This is a genomic window from Pseudomonas sp. Z1-14 (assembly GCF_051132005.1).
Lineage (GTDB): Bacteria > Pseudomonadota > Gammaproteobacteria > Pseudomonadales > Pseudomonadaceae > Aquipseudomonas.
On record NZ_CP071646.1, the window covers coordinates 3188992 to 3200778 of the forward strand.

Consider the following 11787-nt stretch of genomic DNA (forward strand, 5'->3'; position numbering starts at 1 on the left):
AAATGTTGATTGATCCCGGGACCAGACTTCCATACACACCAACACCGTCTTATTTTTTAGGATGCTTTGATATTTATGACAGAGAAGAAACATTAGGTGAGGAGCTGCAAAAATTTGATCCTAACAGGCCCATCGATAGAGAAATATTAATTACCGAGTACGCTTTGAAGGTAAGGCGGACATACAGGGAAAAGTACTTGCTCTATAAGTGCTTGGAAACTGCGATTCTAGATAATGAGTACGACTTTCAGGCTTTGCTAGAGCATGACTCGCAGGAGTGTTCATCGCTCCCCGATGGATGGGATGAAATGGAAAATCCTCGCTTGTTTTTTGAAGAAATATATAGATTAGCAGGAAAAGTCTGGAAGGATGATATTTGCAAGGCGAAAACTGAAGATCAATCCACCTGGCACTATATCTAAGTTTGTAGAAAATGCGCCCTCTTGTGCCCACTGGCGAACGGACTCGCCTGACCACACTGAAATACATATCGACCAACCCACCAATAAGAAAACCATGTTAAAGCACCCGCTTCTAAATGAGGAATTTATTCCTGACCTAATGTGGTTTGTTGGACAGTTCGACGCATACGATCGTGAAGAGACTCGCGGTGCAATGCTCGAAGTTTACAACCCTGATGACGAACAGGACAGACTAGAACTTATTCGTAAATATGGTTTGGATCTGGACTGCTTGTCTCACAGACATAAATATGTGCTGCTATCCTTCCTTAAGGAAAAGCTCAATGATCCGACTGTTGATTTTCAAAGCGTGTTTGACATAGAGGAAGATTGCGCTGGTAGCTGGCCTCGTGGAGAGTGGTATAACTTGAAAAATCCAAAAGGTTTCTTTAGAAATATCTATCTGCTAGCAAAAGAAAAATGGAAAGAAGATATCCAAAAAGCCGCCCTTGAAGACCCATCCAACTGGTAAATTTTTTGCAGGGTTGGTTCGAACAACCTCTGACGGCCGCGAGCATCGGCCAAAGAATGCGAGCCCCCACCGCAACGCCAAACCGCTCTCCGTGGCGTGGGAGCTTGCTCCCGCTGGGTCGCGAAGCGGCCCCAAACCAGCCTACGTGCTCAGCCAGACACACCGAGGGGCTGTTGAGAGGGGCTGCTGCGCAGCCCAGCGGGAGCAAGCTCCCTCGCCACGGTGGGTTGCAGACACATGTAAGCTGCACACTCATAGATGCCCCTACTCACATATTCCCAACCATCTCCCACAACGACGCCCCTACCCCGGTAATGCTCTCCCCCGCAATCAACCCCGCCGCCGCCGTAATGGCGAAGCGTTCCGTGAGGCTTGGCCAGCGGCAGCTCACCAGCCAGGTGAGTACGGCGCCGAGGGCCATCATCAGCGATACCGAGGCCGGCAGGACAAAGGCCAGGCCCAAGGCCGCCGTGCTTGGCAGGTAGCGGGCCCGATGGGCCGGCAGCAGGCTGTCGAGGATGCCCAGCAGCAAGCCGGCGATGGCGCCGATGAAAATTGCCCAGCGGATGCTGGCTGACAGTGAGTCCAGGCCATGGGTGAGGGTCTGTGCCACGGCTTTCCAGGTGGCGACCGCCGGGGCCGGCCACTCTTCGGTGAGCAGCATGGTCTGGGGATCCGGGATCAGCGCCAGATAGGCCAACACGCCGACGATGCTGCCGATGAAGATTCCCAGGGTCTGCGCCTGCAGTTGTTTGCGCGGCGTGGCGCCGATCGCTCGGCCCACCTTGAAATCGTTCATCAAGTCTGTGCATTGCCCGGCCGAACCGCCGGCGGTATTGGCACTCATCAGATTGATCGGCACCTGGCCCGGGGCGACGATGCCGAAACTCAACTGGGACAGTTGCCCGATGGCACCGATAGGCGGAATACCCGTGGCGCCAACCACACGGGCCGCCACCGCCGCCAGGCAGATGGCCAAGGGGATGGTCAGCAGCGCCATCCACGGATTGATGCCGAACAACAGCGCTTGCAGGCTTACCACCAGAAAGATCGCCAACAGGAAACCGAGGGCGGGGCCGGCCTTGGGAACCACCCAGGTCGCCGCGCCGCTGGCCTTGGTGGAACCGTGCAAGGCCCACAGGCGAATCGCCAGGGAAGCCAGCGTCGAGCAGACCATCAGGCTCACCCCCGGCCACAGCAGCCACTCCACCAGCACCGCAAATTGCGGTCCACTGCTGCCGGGCGGTAACTGCACCAAGCCATTTTCCAGCAGCCACGGCGCCAACCCGCCCCACGCCAGCAGCGCGCCGAGCAGCAGGGTCAAGCCGACGCGGATGCCGATGATGCCGCCGAACCCCACCAGCAACAGCGAAGGGTCTGCGGTAAAGGTCAGGCGCTCCAACTGGGCGTTCGGCGACCAACGCGGGATGGTCCACCAAAACGTATCCACCCACTTGGCGAGCCCGGACAGCAGCGCCGCGCCGAGCAGCACCTTGAGCCGCGTCGCGGCTTCCTGGCCATGGTTGTAGATGTGCAGGAGGGTTTCCAGGGTCGCCATGCCTTCGGGGAACCTCAGCGCCCTGTCATTGAGCAATGACGGCCGCAGGTACCAGGCAATCCAGATGCCCAGGAAGCTCACCGAAAATACCCAGGCAATCATCGGCACCGGGTCCAGTTGCTGGCCGGTCAGCAAGGTGTACGCCGGAATGGGCGCGACCAGCCCGCCGGAGATGATCGACGCCGCTGCCGACGCGACGGTCTGGTTGATGTTGCTTTCGTGCAACGTCCACGGCAGCCCCGCAGCCGAGCGTTTGGCCAGGCCCTGCCAGATGCCGTAGCCGACCAGCAAGGCAATGATCGACATGTTGAACGACCAGCCGATTTTTAATCCGGCATAGACATTGGAGGGCGTCAGGAGGATGCCAAGCACGATCCCTGTGATGACCGCGCGCGGACTGAATTCGCGTTCGACGGGGAGGACATGCGGGCTCGAAATCTGGTCCATGCGAATTCCTTATCGGCAAAAAAACAGTCGGCTCAGCCGAGGCAACTACCTGACAAGTGAGTGCCGTATCGACGCAAGGTTCACCGACGATAGTTCTGGCGACCACGGGATAGAGCCGTCAGCCCCGACAATCGAACGCTTTCCTCAAGCAGCCCCCCACCTGGCCGATAACCTGTGTGACGGCGGCCCTCCGGCCTCGTCAGGCTCTGCTGGTCGCATAGGGTGATGATCAATGGCTTTGCAGCTTAACCGCTTACTGATGTTTGGCGTCCTGGTGCTCCTGCTTGCAGGTGGGTCGGCGTTGGCCATCGCGGCTGAGCCGCCGCTGCGCATCGTCACGGAGGAGTTGCCGCCCTACAACATGACGCAGAACGGACGCGTGACCGGCATGAGCACCGAGGTCGTCGAGGCCGTGCTCAAGGAAATCGGTGTCCAGGCGTCGATCCAGCCCATGCCCTGGGCCCGTGCGTACGAGTTGGCGCTCAATGAAAGCAATGTCCTGATCTATTCGATCGTCCGCACGCCCGCACGCGAAGCGCTTTTCCAGTGGATCGGCGCCATCGCCCCGACCCAGTGGTACATCTACTCCCTGGCTGAGCGGCCAGTGAAGCTCAGCTCCCTGGCCGATGCCCATGGGCACCAGATCGCGACCGTCAATCAGGATGTCGGCGAGCAATACCTGGTCTCGAAGGGATTCCGCATCGGCGAGGATCTGCAATCGAGCACCAAATACGAACACAACTACCGCAAGCTCAAGGTCGACCATGTGGAGTTGTGGATTTCCAACGAACTCAACGCGCTGTACCTGACTCGGCAGAATGGCGAAGACCCGGAAAAAGTCCTCATCCGGTCATTGCCGCTACCCGAACTGAGCAGCGCCGACGGCTTGAACATGGCATTCAGCCGCAACACGCCGGCGCAAACCGTCGAGAAATTCCGCGCCGGCCTGGAGGCCATTCGTCGCAACGGCGTCTACGATGCCATCGCGCGCAAGTGGTTATGAGATGGACGGCAACTTCGCCCCGGCGCCCTTTCAACGACCACAGGCCAAGGCCCTCAGCTCCCTGGGGCGTCGACTGGTGCTCGCGACGCTGCTGTTCTGCCTGATTTTCACCGTGGCGATGGTGACATGGCGCACCTGGCTGGCCTGGGAAAGCAACCTGGCGGAGATGAATTCCGAGCTGGGGCTGATTGACCAGGTGTTCCAGGACACCCTGGCCCACGCCATCTGGGAAATGGATCGCGAGTCCCTGGACAAGCAGCTCAACAGTGTCGCCAGTGCCGCGCCGGTCGGACGCGTGGTCCTGAATGTCCTGCGGCCCGGCCGCTCACCGGAAATCATCGAACTCAACCGCTACACCAGCGGTAACGCCGGCTCGGCACCGGTGTTGCAGCGCCAGCTCATCGCGCAACCCTATCTCGGCGCCCATGAAAAAGTCGGCGAGCTGATCATCGAGGGCGATAACCAACTGCTCTGGGAGCGCCTGTGGGGCGAAGCACGCACCATCGTCATCACGCAAATCATCCAATCGATGCTCCTGGCCGGGCTGGTCATGACCATGTTCAACCGCCTGGTGACCATCCATGTGGTGCATATTGCCCGGCATTTGGGTGAGCTCGCTCCGCAAACTCTCAAGCGTCACCTCAAATTGCAGCGCTCGGTCAACCGCCAGGACGAACTGAGCCTGCTCGAAACCCAGGTCAACGAACTGCAGGACAATCTCCACGCGCACTTGGAACGCCAGCGTTCGGACGAACTGGCGATCGCCGCCAGTCGCGATCAACTGGTCGAACTGGTCGAGGCGCGCACGGCGGAACTCAAGGCCGCCAACCAGGCCCTCGAAGCCCTGTCCCGCCACGACGCCTTGACCGGCCTGGCCAACCGTCGCCACTTCGACGAACTGAAGGAAGTCGAATTCCGCCGCGCCATGCGTCACAGGACGCCGCTGGCGGTGCTCATGTGCGACGTGGATTTTTTCAAGATCTACAACGACACCTACGGCCACATGAACGGCGACCTGTGCCTGCAACAGATAGCCGAAACCCTGCGTGACGTGTTCGGGCGCTCCGGCGAGCTGACCGCACGGGTGGGTGGCGAGGAATTCGTCGTCGTGCTGCCCAACATCGACGCGCAGCAGGCCTGCGAGGCAGCCGAGCGGCTGCGCGCCGCCCTGGCCGAACGCAAGCTGCCCCACAGCGGCTCATCGGTCTCGCCCTTCGTCACCCTGAGCATCGGCGTCGCCGAGCTGGACCCCGAGACCATGGATCATTTCGACCCACTGATGCAACGCGCCGACCAGGCGCTGTACCGGGCCAAGCACCAGGGACGCAACCGCGTCTCCCTCTGAAGATCCATCAACGTCGAGGTCTGTATGCGCCACTCTCTGATGCTCTGCTCCTGCGTACTCCTGGCCTTGATCAGCCTCACAAGCCAGGCCGAAACGATCGAGGTCGTGACCGAGGACTCGCTTTACGCGTATCTGCGCGACGACAAACTCGTCGGCCCCGGCATCCATATCGCGTCCGACACGCTGCAACAGGCCAACCTCAGCGATTTCCGCATGGCCCTGTATCCGTGGGCGCGGGCTTATGAGATGGCCTTGCGCGAGCCCAACGTGCTGATTTTCCCACTCGATCGCACCCCGGCCCGTGAACAGCTGTTCAAGTGGGTCGGTGAAATCCATCGTTCCACCAGCCGGCTCTACAAGCTGCGCGACGCCGACCCCATCACTGTCCGCAACCTTGAAGAGGCCAAGCAGTACAGCATCGGCGTGATACGCAATGACGCCAAGCAGATCTATCTGCAAGAACGTGGCTTCAGTCGTCTGGTCGTGTCGGCGAACAACCACGACAACTTCCAGAAACTGTTGAACCGTCAGGTCCAACTGGTGCCGATGCCGGAGAACACGGCACGCCTGATGAGCCAGGATGCCCAGATGGATTTCAATCAGCTGGAGGAAGTCTATGCCCTCGACGAGCAGCCACACCGGGTCTACCTGGCTTTCAGCCTGAGCACGCCGGACGAAACGGTCGCCAGGGCCCAGCGCGCGTTTGAAGCGCTCAAGGCATCGGGCGAAGTCGAGCGGATCATGAAGGAGAAGCGTTGACGAGCGGCACCGGTCAGCGACCTTGAACTCTCGCATCGCAAACATCGTCTAGCCCATTAGATTCTGTGGGAGCGAGCCTGCTCGCGAATCGGCGGCACATTCGACATCAATGTCGTCTGTCACACCGATTCGCGAGCAGGCTCGCTCCCACATTCCCGGGTTCAAGCTATCCGCGATGGAGAGGTTTTGATGAGCACACTGAACGCGGTACCGGATTCCATCCAGACCCTGATGCTGGAACGCAACGATTGGGTACCCAACCACCCGCGCCTGCCGGTGATCATCTACCGTGACGCGATGACTGCCCAGGCAGGTGATCTGGCCGCCCAGCTGGAAGAGATGTTTCGCAGCAACGGCTGGCCGCCGCAATGGCGCTACGGGATCTACGATTTCCACCATTACCACACGGAGGGCCACGAAGTTCTGGGCGTCGCCAGCGGTCAGGCGCGCTTGATGATCGGCGGCCCCGATGGCCAAGTGATCGACGTCCAGGCAGGCGACGTGTTGCTGCTACCTGCCGGCACCGGGCATTGCAACCTGGGTTCCAGCGAAGATTTCCTGGTCGTCGGAGCGTACCCACCGGGCCAGCAGGCCGACATCTGCCGGGAAGCGCCGAGCGCGGCGCAACTGGCAAACATCGATGCGCTACCGTTTCCTGATCGGGACCCGGTGCAGGGCGCCAAGGGTGCTGTCAGTCGATATTGGCGGAGCCAACGCTGACATTTCGCAGCCTTCGCAACGATCCACGGTCAACGACCGTAGACCTTCTGCAACTGCTCTTGGGACAGCGCGTCTTCAAAAGGGACCGGCACCGACTTCACCGCGCCATACAGGTTGCGATATCGCCAGTAGTTACCGTTATTGGCCAACTGGTAGCCGCGCTCGACCACACGCTGGCCGTCAAGCACATAGCGCAGGGTTTCCTGGGCCGCCTCTGGTGGCACCGGTAACATCAGGTCGGTTGCCAGCACCCGCATCGACTCGTCGATGCATTCGTCGAGCACTTGGGTCACTTGCACCAGATCCAGCGAGCCGTCGTCAATACAGCGTTTGCCACAGCGCCTGATCGGCTGGCTGGAAACCTCGATGCGCATGCGATACAACGCGGAACCCGCGATGTCCTGGACCTGTACCTGATTGATCAGCACGAAACTGCCACGGTCAGGCGTAAGCATCAGTTTGGGCTCGATCACCAGGCGAGCGCTGACCGGCCCCTGCCCCTGCTTGAGTCCTGCCACCAGCGACGCTTGCTGGAAGCGCTGTTGCAACCGCTCCTGCAACGGCACGCCGGCAAGCAGGTCCGCCAGCGGGCGCGACTCCTTGGCGGCGGTATTTTCCGCATCGCGCTGCAAGCTGCCACTGCCCATCTGGGTATTGATCAGGCTGGCAACCAGCAAGCCGGCAAGCCCGGCGCTGTTACCGGAGCTTGCGACCAGGGTGTGACTGGACGACGCTGCCTTCTGCGCGGCCTGCGCGTCGACTACCGTGCTGGCCCCCACAAACGCCTGTGGCAATTGCAGGTCCACCTTGACTCCATGGGCCTTGACGTAGGACACCGCGTCCTGCGATTTGAAACCGGCCTCAGGTGCCGGTTTCTGCGCGCATCCCATCAGCATCAACAGGGCCACTGAGGTGACCGCGATCAATTCACGCTTCATTGTTCGAACGGCGTGATCATTTGCTGACGGCTCGTATCCATCGCCTGGTAGAAGGCATTGGTCAGATTGGTATAGTTCGGCTCGTCCCACTCGCCCTGGGCGGCCTGCACGACGGAAAAGGGTTTGAACCACAACAGTCTGTTATCGGCCAGATCGATCAGCATGCCCTGTCCGAATACCTGCGCCATGGGTACGCTGGTCGGCACGATACTGTAATAACTGCGGGTGGCTCCGGTCCCTGTCACGTTGACCAGCAGCAGGCGATCGACACCGTAGGTGGCCTTGATCGATGTCAGGTCGCGGACGGTGTAGCCTTCACGGAAACTCGTCTCCTTGAACTTGTTCAAATCCACCGGCTCGTTGATGCGCTTGGCCTTGTAACCCTTGGCTTGCAACTTGGCGACAATGGCATCCGGCAATGTGTTGAGATCGCGCACTTGCCATTTTTCGACATTATCGCTGAGCTTGCTGTTGACGCCTTTGTTGATGGCCAGGTCCAGCAGACCCTGGTTGCCGGTCAGCGCCAGGACGGGTTCCGGCACCACGTTGATAGCCACACCAACTGTGGTCTCCTTGGCATCCCAGAATTGATGGTCCAGCGGTACCGGAGGCTGGACATGAGCGCAGCCGGTGAGTGTCAGGCAAGCAACAACGGTCAGTGCTGCCAGGGTGCGAAGCGTATGAAAAGACATGTATCAAGTCCCTATGATTAAAAACGATGCTGCTTGTGTCGGCAGCGACGGCAATAACAATAGTGGCACATTGATATTTATTTTTTCAATCTTTGATCTTCCATACGCTTCTTCGCTTGCTGCTCCCTAGATCATCGGCGAACTGCTCACCACCCGCAGCGCCAGCCCCTCGAACGCATCCAGGGTAATGGTGAATTCACCTTCTGGCGTGAGATCCCCTTCGACCCGCTCGTTGATGATGTCCACCACCGGCCCCGGTGCGATGCCGGGCAGGTGCAGGGTTTCGGTGATCGGCGTCGAACCGAAGTTCAGCGCGGTGATCTGCGTGCCTTTGCCGGCTGGCAACTCGTGGACCATGATCAGCAGTCCAGGATGCTCGACGTCCGGGATGAGTATCTGGCGACTCGCCGCGATGTCGTAGGCGCGGCGCGCGGCGAGGATCCTGCGCAGTTGCGAGGCGAACGAATCCGGGTCCTTCAACTGGCTCGGCAGGCTGCCATACAAGGTCTTTGGACGCGGCATCTGCCCGGCTGACAGCGGCGCTTCCGGGTTGAGGTCTACGAGATCGTAGGCACCGCGATGAATCCAGCGCGTGTCGCCGTCGCGCATCAGGTGCTCGACCTGTTCCGCCGGCAACGGCAACGCTCCCACCAGATCCCAGCCAGACAAGGCGAACACGCCCGGTTGCATGGCGTTGAACATCACCAGTAACAGATGCACCTGGCGAATCTGCTGGATATCGGCCGCTGTGATCGCGTCGAGGTCGCGAATGCCCAGGGCGGCGGTGATGATGCTCGCCGTGGTGCAAGACACGCCGTTGGTGACGAATTTCAGGTTGTAAGGCGCATGCTCGCCGGACAAGCGTTCATACATCTGCTCGCGGATGTGCTCGCGCAGGATGCTGCCGGGAAACGTCTGGCCTTGATACAGGTAGGTGTCATGGGCATGCAGCGTCCAGAAATGCACCAGCTCCAGGGTCAGTTCATCGTGATTCTGCAAGGCGTGGATCAGCGAGCCCGGGTCGATGCCGAAGGTGTGCATCTGGCGCAGCATCAAGCGCAGGAACTCGGTGTCGCCCATCAGCAGGGCGTGCTGGTAGGCCGGTCGGGTGATGAAGTCGTAAGACAGGTCCGCCCCGCCGTGGGACATGGCGGCAATGTCGTCGAGGGTCAGGTTCAATTCCTGGAAGCTGAAACCGCCGGCCTTGCGAATCGCCCCGCCGAGCAACTGGTTGCCGGTGATCGACAGCGGATGGCTTTCGGACCAGGCGGTGCCATCGAGTTTGCGCTCCACGCCGAGAAATCCGTTGGCGTCCAGCCGGAGGATTTTCGCCCCCATGACATCGATGGCGTGCAGCGCATCGCCAATGATCATTTGCTGCGCGGCAAAGGTCGGGTCCAGCCAGTTCAGTGACGGCTGCCCTTCCTTGAAATAGTGCAGATAAACCCAACGCCGTGGCTTGCCGTCGACGCCCATGATGATCGGCGTCGCGCTCCAGTCGGTTTCCTTGACGCCAGGCTCGAAGAAGATCACCCGCTGCAACTGGCCAACGATGTAGTGCTTGTCACGCAGGGCATCCACTTGCTGCGCGGTGAGGTTCTGGGCATCACGCCCCTCCCCGACCTCGGGCAGCAACGGCCAGTCTTCCTCGCGGATCTCCACCATGTGGTAGAGCCCCGGATAGTCTTCGTAGGCCATCTCCGCCAGACGAAAATCGGCGCCCTTGCCGGTGTGGGACGGGATGACGTCGTCGATGACCACCGCGTTGTGCGCAGCGGCCATGCGGGTCAGTGCCTGGAGTTGAGCGTCGGTGCCCAGCTCAGGGTCGATGTCGAAGCTGATGCGGTCGAAATTGCCATCGATGGTTGGCGTGTAGTCAGTGCCGCGCAGGCCGCCGGATCTTTTCAGCGGACCATTGTGGATGCCCTGGATGCCGATTTTCGACAAGGCGTGCCACAAGGTTTCGTCGCCCAGCGCCTCGAGCACCGTGCCATTTTCCCGGGTGACGATGGAGGCTGGGTATGCGGTAAACCACACTGAGGAAAGCGCTGAAGCATCACGGGGCCGGATGTGCGCATAGGGCTGCTGCCACAAGCGTCCTTGCCCCGAATAGAGCTTGGCCCGTTGTCGCGCCGCGTGGAGCATCGATTGTTCGACCAGCCAGTCGACATGATTTTTCTCAGCCATCGTCATAAAAATCCCTGTCGTGAAGAAAAAACCGGACCGGCTGCCGACATCGGCGGCGCCGCTCATTAGTCATATGAGGCTCTGGCCCAGTATTCGTTGCATTGAGGCCCGAAGTGGTGGGTATTCGACGGGTGAACCCGAACCAAGGTGGGAGCGAGCCTGTTCGCGAACGCGCCAGCCCAGACGCCTCAAAATCCCGTGGCAAGGGAGCTTGCTCCCGCTCGGCTGCGCAGCAGTCGCAAAACCGTTGGATGCGGTCTGTCTGAAAGACTGCCGGGGCCCGCTGCGCAGGCCAGCGGGAGCAAGCTCCCTCGCCACGGGGGACCTGCTCTGGCATGGCGGCTCGTGTTCAGGCTGATGTCCCGCCGCAAATCGGACTGACCCACCCCTGTGGGAGCGAGCCCGCTCGCGAAGGCGCCAGCCCAGACGCCTCAAAATCCCGTGGCGAGGGAGCTTGCTCCCGCTCGGCTGCGCAGCAGTCGCAAAACCGGTGGATGCGGTCTGCCTGAAAGACTGCCGGGGCCCGCTTCGCAGGCCAGCGGGAGCAAGCTCCCTCGCCACGGGGATTTACTCTGGCATGGTGGTTCGTGTTCAGGCTGATGTCCCGCCGCAAGATCGGACTGATCCAACCCTGTGGGAGCGAGCCTGCTCGCGAAGGCGTCAGCCCAGACGCCTCAAAATCCCGTGGCGAGGGAGCTTGCTCCCGCTCGGCTGCGCAGCAGTCGCAAAACCGTTGGATGCGGTCTGTCTGAAAGACTGCCGGGGCCCGCTGCGCAGGCCAGCGGGAGCAAGCTCCCTCGCCACGGGGGACCTGCTCTGGCATGGCGGCTCGTGTTCAGGCTGATGTCCCGCCGCAAATCGGACTGACCCACCCCTGTGGGAGCGAGCCCGCTCGCGAAGGCGCCAGCCCAGACGCCTCAAAATCCCGTGGCGAGGGAGCTTGCTCCCGCTCGGCTGCGCAGCAGTCGCAAAACCGGTGGATGCGGTCTGCCTGAAAGACTGCCGGGGCCCGCTTCGCAGGCCAGCGGGAGCAAGCTCCCTCGCCACGGGGGACCTGCTCTGGCATGGCGGCTCGTGTTCAGGCTGATGTCCCGCCGCAAATCGGACTGACCCACCCCTGTGGGAGCGAGCCCGCTCGCGAAGGCGTCAGCCCAGACGCCTCAAAATCCCGTGGCGAGGGAGCTTGCTCCCGCTCGGCTGCGCAG

General features: G+C 60.7%; 10 protein-coding genes. 6 read left to right on the plus strand and 4 right to left on the minus strand.

What is annotated here, in order from left to right; all coding sequences use genetic code 11:
• Positions 1-2: 2 nt before the first annotated feature.
• Together J3P89_RS14260 and J3P89_RS14265 are read left to right on the plus strand one after the other, a co-directional pair.
• Entirely contained in the window at positions 3-422 is a 420-nt protein-coding gene (locus J3P89_RS14260; protein WP_434694562.1) for a hypothetical protein, read from the plus strand.
• Positions 423-516: 94 nt separating this feature from the next.
• Positions 517-933, plus strand: a complete 417-nt coding sequence (locus tag J3P89_RS14265; protein ID WP_434694563.1) for a hypothetical protein — start codon at positions 517-519, stop codon at positions 931-933.
• 268 nt (positions 934-1201) lie between these two features.
• Here the strand turns inward: J3P89_RS14265 and J3P89_RS14270 are convergent, their stop codons facing one another.
• Positions 1202-2938 (minus strand): OPT family oligopeptide transporter, encoded by a 1737-nt coding sequence (locus J3P89_RS14270; RefSeq protein WP_434694564.1) that lies wholly within the window; start codon positions 2936-2938, stop codon positions 1202-1204.
• 232 nt (positions 2939-3170) lie between these two features.
• Here J3P89_RS14270 and J3P89_RS14275 point away from each other — a divergent pair, with 232 nt between their 5' ends.
• The 4 genes from J3P89_RS14275 (at position 3171) to J3P89_RS14290 (ending at position 6765) form a co-directional block, all read left to right on the plus strand.
• Positions 3171-3941: a substrate-binding periplasmic protein gene (locus J3P89_RS14275; RefSeq protein WP_434674202.1), complete on the plus strand. Its 771-nt coding sequence runs from the start codon at positions 3171-3173 to the stop codon at positions 3939-3941.
• A gap of 1 nt (position 3942) precedes the next feature.
• Positions 3943-5286 (plus strand): GGDEF domain-containing protein, encoded by a 1344-nt coding sequence (locus J3P89_RS14280; protein ID WP_434631348.1) that lies wholly within the window; start codon positions 3943-3945, stop codon positions 5284-5286.
• Positions 5287-5310: 24 nt separating this feature from the next.
• Positions 5311-6045, plus strand: coding sequence for a substrate-binding periplasmic protein (locus J3P89_RS14285; protein WP_434568749.1), 735 nt, complete (start codon positions 5311-5313; stop codon positions 6043-6045).
• A gap of 189 nt (positions 6046-6234) precedes the next feature.
• A complete protein-coding gene (locus tag J3P89_RS14290) occupies positions 6235-6765 on the plus strand; it encodes a cupin (protein WP_434694565.1) in 531 nt (176 codons plus the stop codon).
• A gap of 29 nt (positions 6766-6794) precedes the next feature.
• Here J3P89_RS14290 and J3P89_RS14295 read toward each other — a convergent pair whose 3' ends face one another.
• The 3 genes from J3P89_RS14295 to treS form a co-directional block, all read right to left on the minus strand.
• Positions 6795-7703: a hypothetical protein gene (locus J3P89_RS14295; protein WP_434604510.1), complete on the minus strand. Its 909-nt coding sequence runs from the start codon at positions 7701-7703 to the stop codon at positions 6795-6797.
• Positions 7700-8395 carry a hypothetical protein gene (locus J3P89_RS14300; protein WP_434568752.1) on the minus strand — a complete coding sequence of 232 codons (696 nt, stop codon included), beginning with the start codon at positions 8393-8395 and terminating at the stop codon, positions 7700-7702. The genes J3P89_RS14295 and J3P89_RS14300 overlap by 4 nt, the downstream gene beginning before the upstream one ends.
• A 126-nt stretch (positions 8396-8521) precedes the next feature.
• On the minus strand, positions 8522-10588 hold the full coding sequence (gene treS / locus J3P89_RS14305; RefSeq protein ID WP_434694566.1) for a maltose alpha-D-glucosyltransferase: 2067 nt from the start codon (positions 10586-10588) through the stop codon (positions 8522-8524).
• Positions 10589-11787 lie beyond the last annotated feature (1199 nt).

What these genes read in the sequence shown, in the direction of transcription:
- J3P89_RS14260 (WP_434694562.1), top strand. Translation starts at nt 3, where the DNA reads ATGTTGATTGATCCCGGGACCAGACTTCCATACACACCAACACCGTCT.
- J3P89_RS14265 (WP_434694563.1), top strand. Translation starts at nt 517, where the DNA reads ATGTTAAAGCACCCGCTTCTAAATGAGGAATTTATTCCTGACCTAATG.
- J3P89_RS14270 (WP_434694564.1), bottom strand. Translation starts at nt 2,938, where the DNA reads ATGGACCAGATTTCGAGCCCGCATGTCCTCCCCGTCGAACGCGAATTC.
- J3P89_RS14275 (WP_434674202.1), top strand. Translation starts at nt 3,171, where the DNA reads ATGGCTTTGCAGCTTAACCGCTTACTGATGTTTGGCGTCCTGGTGCTC.
- J3P89_RS14280 (WP_434631348.1), top strand. Translation starts at nt 3,943, where the DNA reads ATGGACGGCAACTTCGCCCCGGCGCCCTTTCAACGACCACAGGCCAAG.
- J3P89_RS14285 (WP_434568749.1), top strand. Translation starts at nt 5,311, where the DNA reads ATGCGCCACTCTCTGATGCTCTGCTCCTGCGTACTCCTGGCCTTGATC.
- J3P89_RS14290 (WP_434694565.1), top strand. Translation starts at nt 6,235, where the DNA reads ATGAGCACACTGAACGCGGTACCGGATTCCATCCAGACCCTGATGCTG.
- J3P89_RS14295 (WP_434604510.1), bottom strand. Translation starts at nt 7,703, where the DNA reads ATGAAGCGTGAATTGATCGCGGTCACCTCAGTGGCCCTGTTGATGCTG.
- J3P89_RS14300 (WP_434568752.1), bottom strand. Translation starts at nt 8,395, where the DNA reads ATGTCTTTTCATACGCTTCGCACCCTGGCAGCACTGACCGTTGTTGCT.
- treS (WP_434694566.1), bottom strand. Translation starts at nt 10,588, where the DNA reads ATGACGATGGCTGAGAAAAATCATGTCGACTGGCTGGTCGAACAATCG.